Annotated in this window: 16 protein-coding genes; 9 read left to right on the top strand and 7 right to left on the bottom strand. The window is 71.1% G+C overall.

Features of this window, described 5'->3' with window-relative positions; all coding sequences use genetic code 11:
- Nucleotides 1-27: 27 nt before the first annotated feature.
- The 4 genes from AB0399_RS08075 (at nt 28) to AB0399_RS08060 (ending at nt 3,198) form a co-directional block, all read left to right on the top strand.
- Complete coding sequence (locus AB0399_RS08075; protein WP_366410651.1) at nt 28-435, top strand: hypothetical protein; 408 nt, start codon at nt 28-30, stop codon at nt 433-435.
- Nucleotides 422-1,312 carry a bifunctional diaminohydroxyphosphoribosylaminopyrimidine deaminase/5-amino-6-(5-phosphoribosylamino)uracil reductase RibD gene (gene ribD, locus AB0399_RS08070; protein ID WP_366410650.1) on the top strand — a complete coding sequence of 297 codons (891 nt, stop codon included), beginning with the start codon at nt 422-424 and terminating at the stop codon, nt 1,310-1,312. Before AB0399_RS08075 ends, ribD begins: the two co-directional genes overlap by 14 nt.
- A 648-nt stretch (nt 1,313-1,960) precedes the next feature.
- A complete protein-coding gene (locus AB0399_RS08065; RefSeq protein ID WP_366410649.1) occupies nt 1,961-2,287 on the top strand; it encodes a hypothetical protein in 327 nt (108 codons plus the stop codon).
- A gap of 269 nt (nt 2,288-2,556) precedes the next feature.
- On the top strand, nt 2,557-3,198 hold the full coding sequence (locus AB0399_RS08060; protein ID WP_366410648.1) for a DinB family protein: 642 nt from the start codon (nt 2,557-2,559) through the stop codon (nt 3,196-3,198).
- Nucleotides 3,199-3,240: 42 nt separating this feature from the next.
- Here AB0399_RS08060 and AB0399_RS08055 read toward each other — a convergent pair whose 3' ends face one another.
- Entirely contained in the window at nt 3,241-3,735 is a 495-nt protein-coding gene (locus tag AB0399_RS08055) for a helix-turn-helix transcriptional regulator (protein WP_366410647.1), read from the bottom strand.
- 70 nt (nt 3,736-3,805) lie between these two features.
- Here AB0399_RS08055 and AB0399_RS08050 point away from each other — a divergent pair, with 70 nt between their 5' ends.
- Nucleotides 3,806-5,182, top strand: coding sequence for an MFS transporter (locus AB0399_RS08050; RefSeq protein ID WP_366410646.1), 1,377 nt, complete (start codon nt 3,806-3,808; stop codon nt 5,180-5,182).
- Here AB0399_RS08050 and AB0399_RS08045 read toward each other — a convergent pair.
- On the bottom strand, nt 5,174-6,415 hold the full coding sequence (locus tag AB0399_RS08045; RefSeq protein ID WP_329371107.1) for an ROK family transcriptional regulator: 1,242 nt from the start codon (nt 6,413-6,415) through the stop codon (nt 5,174-5,176). The genes AB0399_RS08050 and AB0399_RS08045 overlap by 9 nt on opposite strands.
- Nucleotides 6,416-6,904: 489 nt before the next feature.
- On the opposite strand from AB0399_RS08045, the gene AB0399_RS08040 reads away from it, so the two are divergent.
- The 4 genes from AB0399_RS08040 to AB0399_RS08025 all read left to right on the top strand — a co-directional run bounded on the left by AB0399_RS08040 (nt 6,905) and on the right by AB0399_RS08025 (nt 13,396).
- Entirely contained in the window at nt 6,905-8,287 is a 1,383-nt protein-coding gene (locus tag AB0399_RS08040) for an extracellular solute-binding protein (RefSeq protein ID WP_329371105.1), read from the top strand.
- 65 nt (nt 8,288-8,352) lie between these two features.
- Entirely contained in the window at nt 8,353-9,222 is an 870-nt protein-coding gene (locus AB0399_RS08035) for a sugar ABC transporter permease (RefSeq protein WP_329374409.1), read from the top strand.
- Nucleotides 9,223-9,311: 89 nt separating this feature from the next.
- Nucleotides 9,312-10,205, top strand: a complete 894-nt coding sequence (locus AB0399_RS08030) for a carbohydrate ABC transporter permease (protein ID WP_328462139.1) — start codon at nt 9,312-9,314, stop codon at nt 10,203-10,205.
- 68 nt (nt 10,206-10,273) lie between these two features.
- Entirely contained in the window at nt 10,274-13,396 is a 3,123-nt protein-coding gene (locus AB0399_RS08025; RefSeq protein WP_366410645.1) for a glycoside hydrolase family 38 C-terminal domain-containing protein, read from the top strand.
- 199 nt (nt 13,397-13,595) lie between these two features.
- On the opposite strand, the gene AB0399_RS08020 is transcribed toward AB0399_RS08025, so the two are convergent.
- From AB0399_RS08020 to AB0399_RS08000, 5 genes are all read right to left on the bottom strand, one after another.
- Nucleotides 13,596-14,609 carry a LacI family DNA-binding transcriptional regulator gene (locus AB0399_RS08020; RefSeq protein WP_329371100.1) on the bottom strand — a complete coding sequence of 338 codons (1,014 nt, stop codon included), beginning with the start codon at nt 14,607-14,609 and terminating at the stop codon, nt 13,596-13,598.
- A 264-nt stretch (nt 14,610-14,873) separates the two neighbouring features.
- On the bottom strand, nt 14,874-15,857 hold the full coding sequence (locus AB0399_RS08015) for an ABC transporter substrate-binding protein (RefSeq protein ID WP_329371098.1): 984 nt from the start codon (nt 15,855-15,857) through the stop codon (nt 14,874-14,876).
- A 213-nt stretch (nt 15,858-16,070) separates the two neighbouring features.
- Nucleotides 16,071-17,123 (bottom strand): ABC transporter permease, encoded by a 1,053-nt coding sequence (locus tag AB0399_RS08010; protein WP_366410644.1) that lies wholly within the window; start codon nt 17,121-17,123, stop codon nt 16,071-16,073.
- Entirely contained in the window at nt 17,120-17,893 is a 774-nt protein-coding gene (locus AB0399_RS08005) for an ATP-binding cassette domain-containing protein (RefSeq protein WP_329371094.1), read from the bottom strand. The genes AB0399_RS08010 and AB0399_RS08005 overlap by 4 nt, the downstream gene beginning before the upstream one ends.
- Nucleotides 17,894-18,179: 286 nt before the next feature.
- The gene (locus AB0399_RS08000; protein ID WP_366410643.1) at nt 18,180-20,606 is read right to left on the bottom strand and encodes a ricin-type beta-trefoil lectin domain protein; all 2,427 of its coding nucleotides are present in this window, start codon (nt 20,604-20,606) and stop codon (nt 18,180-18,182) included.
- Nucleotides 20,607-20,838 lie beyond the last annotated feature (232 nt).

The raw sequence follows: 20,838 nt of genomic DNA, 5'->3' as shown, positions 1-20,838 counted from the left end.
CATCCATCGGGGTGGACGAGCCATGCAATGGAATGGGCAACGGAGTCCGGGGATCAGGCGATGGTGACATGGACACCGTTTCGCAGAAGTCAGCAGGCCACGACGAAGAGAAATCCCGGACAGACCATCAGCCTCGCTCAGGCGGTCCAACGGAATCAGGAACTGACCGAGCTCCCGGACGCCTACCAGCGCGACCGGGGCCTTACGCAGGCACGGCTGGCAATGGCCTACGCAGGAATCCGGGAGTACGACGAAGCCGCCGAACATGCCGCTTCATCGCTCAGCGTTGCGCGTGGTTCAGGCTCGGCGCGTACGATGCACGAGACCGTATCCGCGATCAACGCACTCGGGGCAGTCCATGCCTCGCCTGCCGTAACTGAACTGTTTGACGCAATGGGAGAAGATCCGGAGTTGTGGCGCGGTGAACACTCATGAGTTGGCAGCCATGCGGCGTGCCATTGCGATTTCCGCTCAGGGCTTGGGATCGACCAGTCCGAATCCGCCGGTTGGATGCGTCATCCTCGACCGCGAGGGACGAACGGTCGGCGAGGGATACCACGTCCACAAGGGGAATTCGCATGCGGAGGTAAATGCACTCACCGCCGCCGGGAGACACGCCGCGGGCGGAACGGCGCTGGTGACACTGGAGCCGTGCAATCACTACGGCCGGACGCCACCCTGTCGGGAAGCATTGATCCATGCGAACGTGGCCAGAGTTCTGATCGCTGTCATGGACCCCACTTCACGCGGTGAAGGTGGCGCCGCCCTCCTGCGCGAAGCAGGCGTCCAGGTGGAAACCAATATTCTTGAAGATGAAGCGCTGATTGTTCTGGGCCCCTGGCTGGCCGCACTGAACAGGGGCCGACCATTCGTGACATGGGTGTACACGGCCGGCTCGGATGGCCTGCCGAACTCGAACAATGAACGTGATGTGGCATTCGATGAAATGCGAGCACTCCGGGAATCATATGATCTTGTGGTCGGCGATGATGGGAGAATAGCAGAAGGAAGTCCAGCGGGACACGGCGAGGATTTCCGAACTCCTGTCGACTGGCCAAGCCGCGGCGCCGTCGACATATTGGGGGCTTTGGGCGAGACAGGAGCGCGGTCCCTGCTGGTTCACGGCGCGTCCGAACATGCGACCGCCTTCAACGCAGCGGGCGCCGTGGACCAGGTGATTGTCTACCTGCCCAGCACAGCACCCTCGTGGTCTCCCGAATGCGGCCACCTCACCGCTGTCCCAGAGGGCTACCGGATATCCGACGTCACTCGCCGGGGAAACCATGTGCGCGTAGTCGGGCGAAGGGTCTGACGATTTCCAGTCGACGCCGCCGACACGTTTCCGGGCGTGGTTCCAGTCGGCGAATTCAAGGAGTCGACCCGCCCGTAGCACGCCTTCCGCCCCAGTCGCGGCGCGAGTGCTTCCCTCCCTGCCGCGCTGGAGAGCCGGAGCGAGGGGGCACCCCGGTCGGCTCGTCCCCGCCGCGAGGCTTGACGCGCTCCGCTGCTCAACCGCCCGGCTGATGCTCCGTCGCAGTACGCCCGTACCCCGACGCCCCGTTGCGCTGCACCGCCGTCGACGGCAACCGGCTCCCCTGGTTCGCGCCCAACACAGAGGTCGCCGGCTCGCCAACCTGCCCCCACCCACGAAGTTCCGCACCCCGCAAGCACGGAGTCTCCATCAGCGAACCGACGAGGGCTCATGAAGGATCGAGGCTAGGACAAACCTAGGACGAGTCCAGGACTCGTGAAGCTAGCTTCGCCTCACACCGGATCGACTCCGGTGATCCGCGGGGCGGGTCACCGTGAAGGGAGCGCGATGAACAGAAGGTCACAGGTGGCAGCCGCGGTGGGTGTCATCGCTCTCGTGGGGGTCGGCGTGGGGACGACGCCGGCCGGTGCCGCCGATCACGGTGCGGCAGCGTCACACGCCCCGCCCACCATTACCGTGTCTCCGGAGATGGCCGCCGCAGCAAAAGCCGCCGCTGCCGCCGGGACGAACTACATCGGCAACGACAGCCTCCTCGGCCTCGGTGTCATGCACATCCAGGACGGTGTCTACACCCAGGGCTCCTACGACGCCGTCCTGCCGGCGGATTCGTACACGAATGGTGTGTTCGGATGGGCCAACGCGGCCGGCTGGTACCTGGGCCCGGGCTACTGCTCCGCGCAGCTCCGGTCGGACGACGGCGGGGTCACCTGGCACCCGCAGAATCCCAACCTCGGCCCGGGGCAGCACTTCATCGGCTCCACCACGGACTACGTCGTCGCGATGTACCGCTGCTGAGCTGAGCCGTGTGCGCTGAAATCTCCGCGGACGCAGAGCCGTTGCGCTCGCGGGAGCGCCTCCTGGTCGTGCTTGTCGGCGTCCGGACGGCGTTTCGGTCGGGGGGCTTCCCTCGGCGCCGGTGCCCAGGTGCGGGCCCTGCGGGGCCGGCTCCTAACGGGGGGCACTTGTCGCCGCGCCGCCGGGGAGCAAGCCCCCGACCGAGCTCTCCTTGCTGGTGCCCCCGGAAAGGGAATGCCCGGCGCGCACGTGAACGGCAGACTGGCCCGATGACCGCGACGGATGCCAAACCCGAACTCCACCTCTACCTCCAGTCCGCCCGGGACGCCCTGTTGTGGAAGATCGAGGGCCTGTCCGAGTACGACGCCCGCCGCCCGTTGACGCCGACGGGCACCAATCTCCTGGGCCTGGTCAAACACGTGACCGCCGCGGAGTCGGGCTACCTCGGTGACACCTTCGGGCGGCCGTCCGGCACGCTCGCGCCCTGGATGGACGAGAACGCCGAGCCCACGGACGACATGTGGGCCACCGCCGAGGAGTCACGCGCGCTCATCGTGGACAACTACCGCCGGGCGTGGGCGCACGCCGACGCGACGATCGAGGCGCTGCCGCTGGACACGGTCGGCACGGTCCCGTGGTGGCCGGAGGGCCGTGGCGAGATCACGCTGCACCATGCCGTGGTCCGCGTGATCTCCGACACCCACCGGCACGCCGGCCACGCCGACATCCTCCGCGAACTCCTGGACGGCAGCGTGGGGATGGCCGCGAACAACCTCGACGTGCCCCAGAACGAACCGGCTTGGTGGGAACGCCACCGAAACCGCCTGGAACAGGCCGCGGTCCAGGCCGCGGCCCAGGCCGAAGCCGCACAGGCCCCCTCCCCCACGTCCCCCACCGGCCCTGTGGCGTAAGGCCGTTGGGGATCGAGAACCCCAACACGGATTACCCGCGCCTCAGTCCGCGTCCCCGAGGTCCGTCCCGGAGAGCAGGAGCAGGTCCAGGAGGCGATCCAGGTCCCGCTCTCCGGGCTCGCCGCCGAGCACCGGGCCCAGCGCGACGAGGGCGCCGCGCAGCCGCTCCCGTACGAGCGCGACGTCCAACCGGTGCTTCGCGGCGAGCCGTTGCGTCACCTTCCGCGCCCGCGGCGAGCGCAGCAACCGGTCCGCGAACTCCGCCGGCACCGGCGCCCCCGTACCGCCGCCCCCGCCCCCGCCGACACGCGCACCCGCACCGCCGCCCCCGCTCTCGTCGATCAGGGCCAGCTCCAGCCGGGCACCGAGCGCCCCCGCCAACTGGTGCAAGGCCGCCATCGTCGGATTGCCGCGCCCGTTCTCCAAGTTGGCGATGTACGGCACCGACAGGCCGGCGTCCATCGCCACGGACGCGATCGTCCGTCCCGCGGCCTTCCGTCGGGCCCGCAGCCCCCGCCCCAGCTCGATCCCGTCCATGCCGACCCCACGAACTATTCCATCAGAACACTGTTGCCAAGAAGTATCCTAGCGAAATACATTGCCGGGCGTGAACCCGCCCGCCACGCCCGAAAAGCCCGACCGGCCCGCCACATCCGCCACCCCCGAGACACCCATCCTCACGCACCCCGGATTCCGCCTGCTGTGGGCCAGCGGCACCATCTCCGGCCTGGGCTCCTGGCTGCTCGTCGTCGCCCTCCCCTTCCGGGTCTTCCAGCTCACCGGCTCACCCGCGGCCACCGGGCTCACCCTCGCGCTGGAATCCCTCCCGGCACTGCTGATCGGCCCCTGGGCCGGCGCGCTGCTCGACCGCCGGCACCTGGCCCGCGCGATGTGGCAGGCCGACCTGGCGAGCGCCGCGGCCGTCGCGCTGATCCTTCCGGCCGGCGGTGCGGGACGCCTCTGGCTGATCTACCTGGCCGTGCTCGGCGAGAGCCTCGCGACCACCGTCTTCCGACCGGCCGCCCGCGCCCTGACCCCCGCCGTCATGGGCACCGGCCCCGAACTCAACGCCGCGAACTCCCTCACCGCGCTCACCGGCAGCGTGCTCCGGCTGGCCGCGCCGCCCCTCGGCGCCCTCCTGCTGGCCGGCCCCGGCATCACCGCGGTGCTGCTCATCGACATCGCCAGCTATCTGGCGTCGGCCTGCCTCATCGCGAGGCTCAGCCGCCGCATCCCCGCACCCGTCCCCGCAGCCGCCCGCCACCCCAAGGCGCCGACGGCACACCGCACCACACCCGCAGAGCGCCCCGCGGAACTCCGCACCGACCTCCGCGCGGGCCTCCGCCACGTCGCCGCGACCCCGCTCCTGCGCGGTCCGCTGCTCGGCAACGGCGTGTTCCTCACCGCGAACGCCGCCCTGACCGTGCTCCTCGTCCCGTTCGTCGTCGGGCGCCTGCACGCCCCGGGTTACGCCGTCGGCTACCTCGTCTCCGGCCTGGGCGCGGGCTACGTCATCGGGTCCGCCGTCAGCCGCCGCGCCCTGCTCGCACTCGGCATCCGCCGGGTCCTCGGCGCGACTCAACTCGCCAACGCGGCCGCCTACTTCGCCCTGTTCAACGCGCCGACCCTGCCGCTCGCCGTCGCCGCCGCGGTGCTCATCGGCCTGCCCGGCAGCATGCTGCTCATCTCCGTCGAGACCCACGTCCAGCGCACCGCCCCGCCCGGCATGCTCGCCCGCGTCGGCGCGCTGTTCTTCGCCGCGGACTCCCTCGCCGCCGTCGTCGGCGCGCTGGGCGCTCCCGTCCTCGTCGCCGCACTCGGGCTGCCCGCCGCGCTCAACGCCATCAGCGCCTTCGCCCTCCTCGCGGTCCCCGTCACCCTGACGTCCCTGCCCGCGCCGACCCCGCGGGCCGACCCGACACCCCCGCCCGGCCCCGCACCCCCACCCGACCGCGCACCCCCGCCCGGCAAGCCACTACGGTGACGGCTGCGTCAGCATCCGCCAGCCCGGCGCGTACGTGCCGTGCAGCACCAGGGACGCCGCGCCCACCGCCCCCACCGCCTCGCCGATCACGCTGCGCTCGACGGCGACGCGGCGGATCGCCCGGGCCACCGAGGTCGTGTTGACGGCGGCTTCGACCTCCTCGCACATGATCGCCTCGATGCCGCGCAGCGCCTCCCCGCCCAGCACCACCCGGTCCACGTCGAGGAGGGCGACCGCGCCCCTGGCGGCCTGGCCGATACGGGCGGCGGCGATCCGGATGACGTCGCAGGCCGCGGGATCACCGCGGCGGGCGGCCCGGCACAGCAGCTTCCAGTCCGCGTGCACGGACGCGTCGGCGAGGGCGAGCCCGAGCCGCTCGGCGACCGAACGGCCGTGCCGCTCCCGCAGATCGGCCAGCACCGCGGACGGACTCACGTACGGGCCGAGGCAGTTGGTGCCGCCGCAGTGGCAGACCCGGTGGCCGGGTTCGACAGCCATGTGCCCGAACTCCCCCGCGTTGCTCGAATCCCCGTGCAGCACGGTGTTGTTGAGCACGATGCCGGCGCCGATTCCGGTGCCGAGGTAGACGAAGAGGAAGCTGCCGGCCCGGGCCCGGCCGCCGATCCAGCGTTCGCCTATGGCCGCGGCGGTCGCGTCGTTGTCCATCGCCACCGGCATCCCGGTGGCGGCGCCGAACATCTTCAGCAGCGGCACCCGGCCCCACCCGGGGAAGTTCGGCGGGAGCACCACGTCCCCGGCGGTGCCGTCGATCGGGCCGGGCGTGGCGATGCCGGTGCCCAGCAGCCGGGCCGGGTCCACCCGGGTCCTGGCGGTGAGCCGCTGCGCGGCGGCGGCCACCCGGGCCACCACGTCGGCCGGCTCGCCGGGGTGGACGAGCTTGACCCGGCGGGAGGCCAGCACCTCACCGGCCAGGTCGACCACGACGATCACCGCGGCGTCCGGATCGAGTTGCACCCCGACCGCGAAGGCCCCGTCGGCGCGCGGCGAGAGCAGGGTACGGCGTTTGCCGCCGCTGGAAGGGGCGTGCCCGGACTCCGTGATCAGGCCGGCCGCCAGCAGCCGGCGCACCACGTTGGAGACGGTCTGGCTGGTCAGCCCGGTCAGCGGCGCCAGTTCGACCCGGCTGACCTGCCCCGCGGTCCTGATCGCGTCCAGGATCACGGCCTGGTTGTAGCCCCCCACCCGGGGCAGGTTGGTTCCACCCTGCGTCACCGTGTCACGTCCTCTCCTCGCCGCGTCACGCCTCCCGCCCCGTGCTCAAGGCCCGCCTCGTGCCCAAGGCCGCCCCGTGCCCAAGGCGCGCCCCGTGCCCAAGGCGCGCCCCGTGCCCAAGGCCCGCCCCGGGCCCGGGCCCTCGCTCCGCCGACGGCGCCGCATCCCCATTCCGCTTCGCCCGCCGCACTCCCCCGTCCTGCCGCGCACACGCCGCCCGCAAGCCCGCGAACACGCCCGTCGCCACGCCGTTCCGCGCGCCCCGCGTCCGCTTCCGCACCCCCCGACGGCGGGAAGTTTACATGTCAGAAGCGTTGACTTACTCCATCCATTGGATTTAGCTTCGCCGACAACCAGGGCGCCGTCCGCCCTGTCTGTCATGGGGTTTCTCATCCGGGGCGCTCCGTGTCACACCCGCGACCCGCACCCGTCCCGCGCCCGCCAACACCGGTCGCGGGCCCCGTTCGGGCACTCCTCCGGAGGTTGAGCGTGCGCACGAGACTCACCGTTGCCACCGGCATCGCCGTTGTCACCGCAGTGCTGGCCGCGACCGCGTCAGGCTGCGGTTCCGGTTCCGGCAGTTCGGGCAAAACGATCAAGGTCGTTTACCAGAAGCAGCTGAACAGCAGCAACACGGTGCAGCCGAACTTCCTGGCCGGGCAGGTCAAGGCGTTCGAGAAGGCGAACCCCGGCACCACGGTCAAACTCGTGCCCGTCACCGCGAGCGAGAACGACTACTACACCAAGATCCAGCTGATGATGCGCTCCCCCGTGACCGCGCCCGACCTGGTCTACGAGGACACCGCCACCATCAACTCCGATGTGGCCAGCGGCTATCTGAAGCCGCTGGACAGCTACCTGGCGACGTGGAAGGACTGGAGCCAGTACGCGGCGGCGTCCAAGGCCGCGATGAAGTACGCCAAGGACGGCAAGACCTACGGCGTCCCGGACAACACCGACACCCGCGGCATCTGGTACAACAAGACGCTCCTCAAGCAGGCCGGGATAGCGCTGCCGTGGCAGCCCAAGACGTGGGCCGACGTGCTCGCCGCGGCCCGCACCATCAAGGCCAAGGTGCCCGGCGTCACCCCGATGAACCTCTACACCGGCACCGCCGGCGGCGAGCAGTCCTCCATGCAGGGCTTCGAGATGCTGCTGTACGGCACGCCGGCCGGCGGCAACTCCCTCTACGACGCGGCGCAGCAGAAGTGGGTGGTGGGCAGCTCCGGCTTCAAGGACTCGCTGAACTTCCTGCACACCGTCTACAGCGAGAACCTCGGCCCGAAGGTGCAGACGGCGCTCGGCGTCAACATCGGCGCCCAGGTCGGCACCGAGATGATCCCGCAGGGCAAGCTCGCCATCGACATCGACGGCTCCTGGATGCCCAACAACTGGATTCGCACCGGCCCGAAGCCGTGGCCGCAGTGGGAGACCACGATGGCCGAGACCGCGATGCCCACCCAGAACGGGCAGGGCAAGGGCAAGGTCAGCATGTCCGGCGGCTGGGCCTGGTCGATCCCGGCCAAGGCGAAGAACACCGATCTCGCCTGGAAGTTCCTCCAGTCGCTGGAGACCGAGTCGGCCTCGGCGCAGTGGAACAACGTCAACGCCACCATCCCGGTCCGCCAGGACGTCGCCGCCGACCCGAAGTACCTCAAGGCGCTGCCCACCAACGAGTTCCTCAGCTCGCTGGTCGCCGACACCTACTACCGGCCCGGCGTGCCCGCGTACACGCAGGTCTCCAGCGCCATCCAGAAGGCGATGGAGTCGGTGACGACCGGTCAAGCGTCCGTCGACAAGGCCGCAAGTACGTTCGACAACGATGTCAAGTCCGCCGTCGGCGCGAGCAACACCGTCCAGGGCGCCCAGTGACCTCCTCCACCGCCCCCGCCGCCGGCCGCAGGGGAGCCGGCGGCGGCAAGGCCGACCGCACGCCCCTGCCCGCCCCGGTCGCCGGGCTGCTGCGCGGCCTGCCGGTGCTGCCGTCCGTCGTGCTGCTGGCGGTGTTCCTCGCCGGACCGATCGGGTACTGCGTCTACTACGCCTTCACCGACATGCAGCTCACCGGCGCGTCGGGCACCCACTTCACCGGACTGCACAACTTCTCCCGCGCCTTCGGCGACCCCGACTTCACCAACGCGGTCGAGCTGACCCTGATCTTCGTGGTCGGCTCGGCGGTGATCGGGCAGAACACGCTGGGGCTGGCCCTGGCCGTGCTGATGGAGAAGGCGTCCAAGCCGGTGCGGTCCTTCACCAGCGCCGTGGTGATCTCCGCCTGGGTGCTGCCGGAGGTGGTGGCCGGCTACCTGATGTACGCGTTCTTCTTCCAGCAGGGCTCGCTCAACGCGATCCTGCACTTCCTGCACCTGCCGCAGCAGAACTGGCTCTACACGCTGCCGATCCTGGCGGTGTGCCTCGCCAACGTGTGGCGCGGCACCGCGTTCTCGATGCTGGTCTTCTCCGCGGCGCTCGGTGATGTGCCGCGCGAGCTGGTGGAGGCCGCGGAGGTGGACGGCGCGAACCCGTGGCAGCGGCTGTGGCGGGTGACGCTGCCGGTGATCCGGCGTTCGATCCTGACCAACCTGATGCTGATCACGCTGCAGACGCTGTCGGTCTTCGGCCTGATCTACACGATGACCCGCGGCGGTCCGGGCAACAAGACCGAGACGCTGCCGATCTTCATGTACCAGCAGGCGTTCCAGAACAGCCTGATCGGCTACGGCACCGCGATCGCGCTGGTGCTGCTGGTGGTGGGGGCGCTGTTCTCGGCGGTGTACATCCGGATGCTGAAAGTCGAGGAGGGGTGACGAGCGAGGCCCCGCAGTGGCCGGCCGACGAAGGAGGTCGTCCGCGAAGGGGACGAGGAGGAAGCCCGACCGATGGAAGAGGAGAACTGATGGCCGTCACCGACAGTCCGCCGATCGCGGCGGCGCCGGCCGCGGACCGTACGCGTCCCGGGCGCTCCCGGCGGAACCGGGCGCGGGCCAGCCGGGGCACGATCAACGTCGTCCTGCTGCTGTTCTCCGTGCTGTACCTGGTGCCGCTGCTGTGGATGGTGCTGGCGTCCTTCAACGCGCACGCGTCGTTCAAGCTGTCGGTGCCGTCGCCGACCACCGCCAACTTCCGCCATGTGCTCACCTACGACACGACGTTCCGCCCGATGCTCAACGGCCTGCTGCTGTGCGGCGGCGGCACCCTGGTCTGCGTGGTGTGCTCGATCCTGGCCGCCTACCCGCTGTCCCGGTTCCGCTCGCGGCTGCGCCGGCCGTTCCTTTACACCATCCTGTTCAGCACCGGGTTGCCGATCACCGCGGTGATGATCCCGGTCTACAGCATGTTCGTGCAGGTCAACCTGATCGACTCGATGCCGGCCACCACGCTCTTCCTGGCCGCGTCCGCGCTGCCGTTCGGGATCTGGCTGATGAAGAACTTCATGGACGGCGTGCCGGTGGTGCTGGAGGAGGCGGCCAGGATCGACGGCGCCAACTCCATGCAGGTGCTGTGGCGGATCGTGCTGCCGCTGATGTGGCCGGGGGTGATCGTGGTGACGATCTTCACCTTCATCAGCATGTGGGGGAACTTCTTCGTCCCCTTCATCCTGCTGCTGACACCGGAGAAGCTGCCCGCCTCGGTGAGCGTCTTCAACTTCCTCAGCGCCCACGACTACACGCAGTACGGGCAGTTGTCCGCGTTCTCGATCCTGTACTCGATTCCCGTCGTGATGCTCTACCTGGTGCTCGCCCGCCGGCTGGGCGGCGGCTTCGCGCTGGGCGGCGCGCTCAAGGGCTGACCCGAGTCCGATTCGACCCGCCCGGCCGACCCCGGGCACGCACCCACCGAGAGGGAGGGCCCCCTTCCATGCACAGCGACCCCGCCAGCACCGAGGAGCGGCTGCACCGCGTGCTGAACCAGCGCCTGCGCCCTGCCGTCCATGCCCGTACGGTGCCGCTCACCGTCGAGGTCTGGCACGTGCCGGGCGAACCGGTGCCGGTCAGCGCCGGGTTGGCCGCCGAGTACGCTCCGGCGCGGGTCGGCGACCGGTGGGGGCCGGCCTGGTCGACGAGCTGGTTCAAGCTCAGCGGCAGGGTGCCGGAGGGGTGGGCCGGGCTGCCGGTGGAAGCGGTCGTCGACCTGGGTTTCGGCACCACCGAGCCCGGCTTCTCCACCGAGGGCCTGGCCTACCGGCCGGACGGCACCGCGGTGAAGGCGCTCAACCCGCGCAACACCCATCTGCCGGTCGCGTCCCCGGCCCGCGGCGGCGAGGAGGTGCTGTTCTACGTCGAGGCCGCCGCCAACCCGGTGGTGATGCACACCGGCCCGGACCAGCTCACCTTCGGCGTGACGTCCGCGGGCGACCGGGCCGGCTGGCTGGCGGACGGCGGCGACGACAGTGACGGCGGCGGGGGTACGGACCGCGGGGGGCGCCCGCCGGCCGGTGAACCGCTCTACCAGCTACGGCGGTCGGACCTCGCGGTCTTCGACGCGGGCGTCTTCGAGCTGGTCCAGGACCTGGACGTGCTCGGCGAGTTGATGCACGAGCTGCCCGAACAGTCCACCCGGCGCTGGCAGATCCTGCGGGCGGTCGAGGACGCGCTGGACCTGGTCGACCTTCAGGACATCGGCGGCAGCGCGGCCGCCGCGCGCAAGGCGCTCATCCCCGCGCTGGCCGCACCGGCCGGCACCGGTGCGCACCGGATCTCGGCGGTCGGCCACGCGCACATCGACTCGGCCTGGCTGTGGCCGCTGCGCGAGACCGTGCGCAAGGTGGCCCGGACGGTCTCCAACGTCACCGAACTCATGGACGAGCACCCGGAGTTCCGGTTCGTGATGAGCCAGGCGCAGCAGCTGGCGTGGCTGAAGGAGCACCGGCCGGAGGTGTACGCGCGGGCTCAGGAGAAGGCGAAGACCGGGCAGTTCCTGCCGACCGGCAGCCTGTGGGTGGAGCCGGACACCAACATCACCGGCGGCGAGTCGCTGGTACGGCAGTTCGTGCACGGCAAGCGGTTCTACCTGGACGAGTTCGGCCTGGAGACCGAGGACATGTGGCTGCCGGACACCTTCGGCTACAACGCGGCGCTGCCGCAGCTGATGAAGCTGGCCGGGGTGCGCTGGTTCCTCACCCAGAAGATCTCCTGGAACACCACGAACGCCTTCCCGCACCACACCTTCTTCTGGGAGGGCATCGACGGCACCCGGATCTTCAGCCACTTCCCGCCGGTCGACTCCTACAACAGCGGTCTGACCGGGGCGGAGCTGGCGCACACCGAGCGCAACTTCCGGGACAAGGCGCACACCCACCGCTCGCTGGTGCCGTTCGGCTACGGGGACGGCGGCGGCGGGCCCACCCGGGAGATGCTGGCCCGGGCCTCCCGGCTGGCCAGCCTGGAGGGTTCGCCGCGGGTGAGCGTGGAGGGGCCGGCCGAGTTCTTCCCGAAGGCGTTCGCGGAGTACCCGCAAGCGCCGGTGTGGGTGGGCGAGTTGTACCTGGAGTTCCACCGCGGCACCCTGACCAGCCAGCTCGCCACGAAACAGGGCAACCGGCGCAGCGAACACCTGTTGCTGGAGGCCGAGTTGTGGTCGGCGACAGCCGCGCTGCGCACCGGCGCGCCGTATCCGTACGAGGCGCTGGACCGGTTGTGGAAGACGGTGCTGCTGCACCAGTTCCACGACATCCTGCCGGGCACGTCGATCGCGTGGGTGCACCGGGAGGCGGAGCAGACGTACGTCGAAGTGGGGCGTGAGCTGCGGGAGTTGGTGGACACCGCGCAGCGCGCGCTGGCCGCGGCCGACGACGGCGGCGAGGGCGGCGAGGTGGTGTTCAACGCGGCGCCGCACGCCCGGGACGGGGTGCCCGCGATGGGCGCCGCCCTCCGCGCCGCCGGCCCGGCCACGGTGCGCCCGGTGCCGTCGGGCGACGGCTTCGTCCTCGACAACGGCCTGGTGCGCATCACGATCGACGGCCGCGGCCTGATCACCTCGGCGTACGACATCCCGGCCGAGCGGGAGGCGCTGCCGCCGGGTGCGACCGCGAACCTGCTCCAGCTCCACCAGGACTTCCCCAACCGCTGGGACGCCTGGGACCTCGACGCCTTCTACCGCCACAGCGTGCGCGACCTGACCGACGCCGACTCGGTGGCCGCGTTCGAGGGCGGGCCGGACGGCGCCGGCGGCGGGGTGCGGGTGGTCCGCGGCTTCGGCGACTCACGGGTCGAGCAGGTGCTGGCCCTGCGCGAGGGCAGCCGGCAGGTGGACATCGAGACCGTGGTCGACTGGCACGAGCGGGAGAAGCTGCTCAAGGCGGCCTTCCCGCTGGACGTGCGGGCCGCGCACTCCACCGCGGAGATCCCGTTCGGCCACGTGGAGCGGCCCACGCACGTCAACACCAGTTGGGACGCGGCCAAGTTCGAGGTGTGCGCGCACCGCTTCCTGCACGTCGGCGAGCCCGACTGGGGCGCCGCGCTGGTCAACGACTCCACCTACGGCCACGACATCACCCGCGATGTGCGGGAGGACGGCGGCACCACCACCACGGTGCGGTTGTCCCTGCTGCGCTCGGCCCGCTTCCCCGACCCGGAGCAGGACCAGGGCCGGCACCGGCTGCGGTACGCGTTCGTGATCGGCGCCCGGGTCCCGGACGCGATCCGCGAGGGCTACCGGCTCAACCTGCCGGAGCGTACGGTGCCGGGCGCGGCCGCGGTGGCGCCGCTGGTGGCCGTGGACCACGAGGGGGTCGTCATCACCTCGGTCAAGCTCGCCGACGACCGGTCGGGGGATGTGCTGGTGCGGCTGTACGAGGCACACGGAAAGCGGGCCCGGGCCACGCTGACGCCGTCGTTCGCCCTCGCGTCGGTGGCCGTCACCGACCTGCTGGAGCGGCCGGTCACGGACGACGGGAGCTGCGCGGCGGCGGGTCCCGAAGTGCGGCTGACGCTGCGGCCGTTCCAGATCCTGACGCTGCGGCTGACCCCTGGGCGGCCCTGACCGGTGCTGACCGGGCCCATGTGCGGGGCGCCGGCCGGGGTCCTCCCCGGCTCCGGGCGGCGCCCGTCCCCGGGTCGCGGGAACGGTGCCGCGCGGGCGGCCGGCCTCGGCTCTTCCGGCCTCAGCGATTCAGCGTTTCAACGCTTCAGCGTTTCCGCCGTGACGTTGCGGCGTGACGTTCCGCCGTGACGTTTCGGCGTCACCGCTTGGACGCCATGCGGACCCGTTTCTCCCCCGACTCACGCACGATGAAGCGGGTGAGCAGCACCACCGAGCGCGGCGCGGAGTGGTCGCCGGCGATCCGGGAGAAGAGCACGTTGGCCGCGGTGCCGCCGAGCGCCACCGGGTCCTGGCTGACCACGGTCAGCGGCGGGTCGAGGCGCTCCGCGAGCGGCAGGTCGTCGAAGCCGACCAGGGCCAGCGGCGTGGTGTGGCCGGCGTCGAGCACCCCGAGGGTGATCAGGTCGTTGCTGGTGAACAGCGCGGTCGGCGGGTCGGGCAGGTCGCGCAGGGAGGCGACGGCGGCGCCGGCCGACTTCCTCGTGCGCAACCCGTGCCGTACCAGGGTCTCGTCGATCGGCAGCCCGTGGGCGGCGAGCGCGTCGCGGTAGCCGGCGAACCGCTCGGCCTGCGTCCATATGTCGTACCGGTCGCCGAGGTAGGCGATGCGGGTGTGGCCGTGGCCGAGCAGGTGGGTGACCGCGCGCTGCGCGCCGGCCTGGTTGTCGACGGTGACGGTGTCCACCTCCAGGCCGTCCGCCGGGCGGTCCACGCACACCACCTGGGTGCCGGCCGCCATCGGCTGCTTGAGGAAGCCGTGGCTGCCGATGGTGGGCACCAGTATCAGGCCGTCCACCTGGCGGGCGGTGAAGGCCGCTATCACCTCACGCTCGCGATGCGGCTCGTCGTTGGTGCTGCCGACCAGCACCACGTAGCCGCGGCGGTGCGCCTCGTCCTCCACCGAGCGGGCCATCAACGCGTAGAAGGGGTTGGCGAGGTCGTCGACGACCAGGCCGATGGTGGAGGTGCCGAGGTTCTTCTGGCGCAGGTGGCGGGCGTTGTCGTTGCGCTGGTAGCCGAGCTTGCGGACGGCGCGCTCGACCCGGGCCGCGGTGGAGGGCGACACCCCGGACTCGCCGGAGACGACACGGGAGACGGTCATCGGACTGACTCCGGCGGCGCGGGCCACGTCCTTCATCGTCGGGCGCTTCACGGCTCTCCTCATCGGGCGCTCCCGGGCCGCCGGCCCTGGCCCGGGGCCGCCGGTGGTGATGGCGCGGGCGGCGTTTCCCGCCCGGCCCGCCATCATGACAGGGCGCGCCGGCGGACCGTCGCCTGCCTCCCCCGCGGACGGCACCGGGTACGGAACGGGGTGCGGCACGGGGTGCGGCAGTGGATAGGGCGCCGGGTGCGGCGGCCCGCCCGGGTGCCCGCGGCGGGGCACCGGGCGGGCGGCCGCTCACGGAGGGCCTCGCGGTCAGCAGCCCGCCTTGTAGAGGTACTTGCTCACCGACGGCGAGTTCAGGTTGGCCTTGGTGATGGCGACCATGTCGGTGCCGATGGAGGCGGTCACCTTCTTCTTGTCGATGGCCGCGAGCGCCTGGTCGACGCCCTCGGTGCCGATCTTCGCCGGGTCCTGGGCGACCAGGACGTCCAGTGTGCCGTTCTTCAGCGAGGTGACCTCGTCGGGTTCGGCGTCGAAGGCGGCGACCTGGACCTTGCCCTGCTTGCCCGCGGCCTGCAGCCCGGTGGAGATGCCCTGCGCGGTGTTGGTGTTGCCCGCGAAGACACCGCCGAGGTCGGGGTGCGCGGCCAACGTGGACTGGATCTGCGAGGCCGCGGTGGCCGGCAGGTCGTTGTCGTAGAGCACCGGCAGCAGCTTGATGTTCGGGTGGTTCGCCTTCATCTCCTCGTCGAAGCCCTTGGTGCGCTCGTCGGTGGTGGACACCCCCGGCTTGACGCTGATCACGATCGCGGAGCCCTTGTCCCCCATCAGCTGCGCCAGCGCCTTGGCGGCGGCGCGACCGCCGGCCACGTTGTCCGAGGAGATCCGGGACACCCCGATCGAGGCGTCGCTGACCGTGGTGTCGACCAGCACGATCTTGGTGCCGCCGTTCTGCATCTGGGACAGCGACGGGGTCAGCGCGGCGGTGTCCACCGGTGCGATGAGCAGCCCGGCGGGGTGCTTGGCGGCGACCGAGTCGATGATCGGGCGCTGCACGGACACGTCCCACTGCGCGGAGCCGTTGACGGTCAGCTTCACGCCGCGCTTCTTCGCCTCCTGCTGGGCCGCGCAGGCCATGGTGATGTAGAACGGGTCGCTCTTCACCCCGGTGATCATCTCCAGCGACTTGCCGCCGGAACCGGAGGACCCGCCGCCGCAGGCCGCCGTGGTCGCGGCCACGAGCGCGAGGACCGCGCAGGCCCCCACGAGCGTCGTGGGTCTGCTGATGTGCCGCATGCTGGACCTCTTTCTGTGCGTGAGCCGGGCTTGCTGCGGATACGGGCCGCCGGAGAAGGGTCCGGCCGCGGATACGGACGCGGGTACGGCCTCCGGCGCGGTCGCGGTTACGGCGCAGGGTCGGTCGCGGACACGGCTTGGGGTCGGTCGCGGATACTGCCTCGGGTACGGCTTCGGGCCGGCCGCGGGTACGGCTTCGGGTCGCTCGCGAGTTCAGGCGCGCTCGCGCCCGCGCCTGCGGAACTGGTCGAGATAGACCGCGGCGACCAGCACCACGCCGATCGCGACGTCCTGCCAGTACTGCTGGACGCCCATGATGATCAGCCCGGTGCTGAGCACCGCCGGGATGAAGACGCCGATCAGGGTGCCCAGTACGGTGCCGCGCCCGCCGAAGAGGCTGGCGCCGCCGAGCACGACCGCGGTGATCACCGTGAGGTTGTCGGTGGCGTGCCCGGCGATGGAGGTGGTGCCGAAGTAGGCCAGCCACATCACGCTGCCTAGCCCGGACAGCAGGCCGACCAGGGCGTAGACCTGCACCAGGTGCCGGTCGACGTTGATGCCGACCCGGCGGGCGGCCTCGGGGTTGGAGCCGATGGCGTACGTGTAGCGGCCGAAGCGGGTGAAGGCCAGCACCAGCCCGAAGACCAGGGTGGTGGCGAAGGCGATCACGACCAGCCAGGGGATCTGGCCGAAGAGCTTGCCGAAGCCGACGGCGTGCTGGAGGTGGCCCGAGACGGCGCCGGTGGGGTCCTGGCCGCCGGTGATGATCTCGGCGATGCCCAGCGCGGCGCCGAACCCGCCCAGCGTGACGATCAGCGGCGGCACCTTCGCCTTGGCCACCAGCCAGCCCTGCATCCCGCCCCAGACCAGGCCGGTGGCGAGCGCGATCACCGTACTGACCGCGATGGTGCCCCAGCCGGCCTTCGCGCCGCCGTGGTGGATGGTGTACTCGGCCGACAGCACCGCCGACAGCACCAGCACCGACCCGACCGACAGGTCGATGCCGGCCACGATGATGACGTAGGTCATGCCGACCGCGAGCACCAGGTAGATGGCCGCGTTGGTGGCGATCTGCGTGACGTCGTAGCTGGTCAGGAAGGTGCTGGGGCGGGCCGCGGTGAAGAACACCACGAGCAGCAGCAGCACGCCGAAGGTCCACACCTCGTTGACGTCGGCGAGCCGGCGCAGCCAGGGCGGTACGCCGCGCCCGCGCGGCCGGCCGGTGGGAGCGGCCGTGCCGTCCTTGACGGGGGTTCCCGCGCTCATGCCGCGCCCTCCTTGCCGGCCGCGTCCAGCGCGCCGGTCATCGCCCCCACGAGTTCCTCCACGGTGGTGTCGGCGGCGGTGAACCGGGCCACCCGGCTGCCGAGCCGCAGCACCTCCACCCGGTCGGCCACGGAGAGCACTTCGGGCATGTTGTGGCTGATCAGCACCACGGCGATGCCGCGGTCGCGGACCCGTCTGACGGTGTCGAGCACCCGGCCGCGCTGGACGACGCCCAGCGCCGCGGTCGGCTCGTCCATGAAGATGATCCGGTTGGCGAAGGCGACCGCGCGGGCGACCGCCACGGACTGCTTCTGGCCGCCGGACAGCGCCGCCACCGGCACGCTCACGTCCCGCAGGTCCACGCCGAGTTCACGGAACGCGGCGACCGCCGAGCGGCGCATCGCGGCCCGGTCCAGCACGCCGAGCCGGCCGAGCAGGCCGCCGCGGTACAACTCCCGGCCCAGGTGCAGGTTGGCGGCCGCGTCCAGGTCCTGGGCGAGCGCGAGGTCCTGGTAGACGGTCTCGATGCCGTGGCCGCGGGCGTCCAGCGGGCTGGTGAGCTGGACCGGCACGCCGTCCACCAGCACCTCGCCCTCGTCCGGCCGGATGGTCCCGGAGAGCGTCTTGACCAGCGTGCTCTTGCCGGCGCCGTTGTCACCGATCAGCGCGACGACCTCGCCGGGGTACGCGGTGAAGTCCGCGCCCTGGAGCGCGTGGACGTGCCCGTAGCGCTTGGTCACCTTCCTCGCTTCGAGCAGGGGCTCTGTCATCGCGACCGCCTCCGGGTGCCCTTGGTAACGTTCCCAGTTTTCCGTGAGTGTGGGCGCGACCTGACGGCATGTCAATATCCCTGGCAGTAAACGCGATCGGGCCCGAACTCCCTGGATTTCCGGGGAATCAGCCACTGCCCGCACGGGTCTTGACAGGTCGGCGGCGACGGCCGGACACTGCCCCGCCGGCTGGTAACGTTCACTTGCTCGGGGAACGGCCGCGGGGCCCGGGCGCGCGGACAAGACGCGCCCGGGCCCCACGGCCCGCCTGCTCACCGCCGGTCGGTCAGGACGGCAGCCGCCACTGCTGGTTGGAACCGCCGTTGCAGTCCCACAGTTCGAGCTGGTTGCCGTTGGTGGTGTCGCCCTTGGGGATGTCCAGGCACCTGCCGGACACCGGGTTGTAGAGGGTGCCGATCTGCGGGAGCCACTGCTGGTTGCCGCCGCCGTTGCAGTCCCACAGCTCCACGAGGGTGCCGTTGGCGGTGCCGTTGGCGGTGGCGTCCAGGCACTTGCCGTTGATCTGCACGGTGCCCGCGCCGGCGCCGCCGGGCGCGGGGACGGTCCAGTTCTGGGCACCGCTGGTGTTGCAGTCGTAGATCTGGACCGCGGTGCCGTTGTCGGACGAACCGGTGTTGTCGTCCAGGCACTTGTCGACCCCGGCGCCGGAGACGATGTGACCGGTGACGGTGCCGGTGCTGCCGACCGGGGTGACGGTGAGGTTGTCGAACTGGTCGGTCTGGTAGCCGCTGGTGCCCAGGCCCACCATGCCGGTGGCGTACGAGGTGTCGCTGGCCGATCCGACGGTGTTCCCGTCGACGGCCGCGGTGAGCGTGCTGCCGTTGACGGTCAGCGCGAGGTGGTGCCAGGTGCCGGTGCCCAGCGCGGTGGTGGTGCCGGAGGCCAGGGTGGTCCTGCTGCCGCTGGAGCTGTTGCGGAGGATCGACCAGGCGCCGGTGTCGGAGACCTGGAGGTAGTAGGCGTCGATGTTCGCCGGGTTGAAGCCGGCCTGGTTGCCGACCCTGGCGAGGAGTTGCACCGCGCCGGGCTGCCGGATCAACGTGTCGGCGGCCACCGTGTAGTCGGCCCAGCCGGGTCCGCCGCCGAAGGTGTAGGGCGCGGAGTCGCCGTCCCACTCGATCGGCTTGGTCGCGGCCTGCTGGGTGACGCAGTTGCCGGAGCGGCCGCCGGCGCAGCCGGTGACCTCGAAGGCGCCCTGCTGCTGGGCGAGGTAGGCGGGCTGCTGGCCGGCCTGGTCGCCGTCGAAGCCGTCGGAGTACGGCAGCGGTTGGGGCTTGGCGGCCGGCCCCTGGGCGGTGCCCTTGCCCTGCCCGGTGGTGGTGGTCAGGGTGTAGACGTAGCCGGGCTGGACGGTGAGCGAGTAGGCGCCGCCGGACGGGGTGAGGGTGGACTGCTGGACGAGGTTGTCGCCGGAGGTGGCGCTGTTCACGTTCGTCGCCCACACGTGCACCGCTCCGGTGGAAAGGCCGCCGGAGACCCGCACGTTGACGGTCTGCGCCGCGGTGGCGGTGGTGGCCTCGATGACCGTGGAGTAGTCGCTGCCGCTCGCGGACTTCAAGGTGACGAAGCTGCCGTTGGACTCGTTGCCGCCGAGGTAGCCGGAGCCGGCGTCCACGAACTTCCAGCCGGGCGAGGTGAACTGGGTGATCTGGGCGGTGGCCCACAGGTTCTTGCCGACGCTGTAGGCGCCGGAGTAGGGCTGGTTGGCGAGCACCAGGCCGTCGGTGTCGTACGGCAGGTTCGGGTAGACGGCGGCGGCCACCGGCCAGTTGATGTAGGCGGTGAGCTTGCCGTCGATGTAGCCGCGGGTGAAGGAGCGGATCAGCGCGGGCGCGCCGGAGTCACGGTCCTGGGAGCCGTTCTCGCTGGCCCACAGCGGCTTGCCGGTGCCCACCGCGGTGCTGGTGCTGGGGCAGGTGTCGGCGCTGCCGCCGTCGCCTCCGGCGCACGGGTAGTGCGCGCCGATGACGGAGACGCTGGCGGCGAAGGCGGAGTCGGACGCGACGTCGTTCGCCACCGACCAGTCGCTGTCGGCCCCGACGATCCGGGTGCCGGAGTAGCCGTTGCTGTCGAGGGCCGCGCGCAACTGCTCGTACCAGGCGACGTTGTAGCCGCGTTCGTTCCAGCCGCCGAGGTAGTCGATGGTCAGGCCGTGGGACTTGGCACAACCGAGCCAGTCGACCAGGTAGTTGACGGTGTCGGTGGACCAGAAGTTGCCGCCGCCGAGGTAGCCGGGGGCGCCCCAGGCCAGGCCGTAGAGCTTGATGCCGGGGTTGCGGGCCTTGGCCTGCTCCATCAGCCACCACTCGTAGCCGGTGGTGCAGTCGACGGCGCCGCTGGTGTGCTCGTGGCTGGACTCCGAGCCGTCGGTGGAGTTGGTGTCGCCGCCGATCTCGACCTTGAAGATCTGCAGGTCGGCGCCGTAGCCGGGCTTGAAGAGGTAGTCGAGGATCTGCTGTTGCTGGGCGGCCGGGTAGTCGGTCAGCAGCCGGCTGTTGCCGCCTCCGCCGCTGATCGCGCCGATGCCGTCGAAGGTGCGGCCGCCGCTGGTGCCGTCGACGGAGATGGTGGTGGCGGTCGCGGCACCGGCCGGCGCGGCGACCGGGCCGAGGCCGAGGGCGGCGAGCACCGCGAGGACGACGGCCGCGACCACCGTCCGGAGCGGGGAGCCGAACAGGGCGTATCTGCGCATGGGGGGTTCCTTTCGGATGGGGGCGAAAGGGTGCAGAGGTGAGCGTTTCGGCGGCCGCCGTGTGGGGAAACGTTCGGATAAGTGGGGAGAGTTGATCAGAAGTCAGCAGAACCAAGCGCGTGAACATGACACTGCCGTGCCCGGGTGAAGTCAAGGGATCGGACCGAAGTGCCCTCGCGTCCGGCCGCCGCGCATCGGCCACCGCGCGGCGGCTCCCGCGCCCGCCACGGCG

It is taken from the genome of Streptomyces sp. NPDC088194 (genome assembly GCF_040702025.1).
Classification (GTDB): Bacteria; Actinomycetota; Actinomycetes; order Streptomycetales; family Streptomycetaceae; genus Actinacidiphila.
The sequence above is the reverse complement of the archived record's forward strand: the minus strand, read 5'-3'. Positions and strand labels throughout refer to the sequence as shown.

What these genes read in the sequence shown, in the direction of transcription:
- AB0399_RS08015 (WP_329371098.1), bottom strand. Translation starts at nt 15,857, where the DNA reads ATGCGGCACATCAGCAGACCCACGACGCTCGTGGGGGCCTGCGCGGTC.
- AB0399_RS08030 (WP_328462139.1), top strand. Translation starts at nt 9,312, where the DNA reads ATGGCCGTCACCGACAGTCCGCCGATCGCGGCGGCGCCGGCCGCGGAC.
- AB0399_RS08000 (WP_366410643.1), bottom strand. Translation starts at nt 20,606, where the DNA reads ATGCGCAGATACGCCCTGTTCGGCTCCCCGCTCCGGACGGTGGTCGCG.
- AB0399_RS08005 (WP_329371094.1), bottom strand. Translation starts at nt 17,893, where the DNA reads ATGACAGAGCCCCTGCTCGAAGCGAGGAAGGTGACCAAGCGCTACGGG.
- AB0399_RS08065 (WP_366410649.1), top strand. Translation starts at nt 1,961, where the DNA reads ATGGCCGCCGCAGCAAAAGCCGCCGCTGCCGCCGGGACGAACTACATC.
- AB0399_RS08060 (WP_366410648.1), top strand. Translation starts at nt 2,557, where the DNA reads ATGACCGCGACGGATGCCAAACCCGAACTCCACCTCTACCTCCAGTCC.
- AB0399_RS08025 (WP_366410645.1), top strand. Translation starts at nt 10,274, where the DNA reads ATGCACAGCGACCCCGCCAGCACCGAGGAGCGGCTGCACCGCGTGCTG.
- AB0399_RS08010 (WP_366410644.1), bottom strand. Translation starts at nt 17,123, where the DNA reads ATGAGCGCGGGAACCCCCGTCAAGGACGGCACGGCCGCTCCCACCGGC.
- AB0399_RS08075 (WP_366410651.1), top strand. Translation starts at nt 28, where the DNA reads ATGGAATGGGCAACGGAGTCCGGGGATCAGGCGATGGTGACATGGACA.
- AB0399_RS08055 (WP_366410647.1), bottom strand. Translation starts at nt 3,735, where the DNA reads ATGGACGGGATCGAGCTGGGGCGGGGGCTGCGGGCCCGACGGAAGGCC.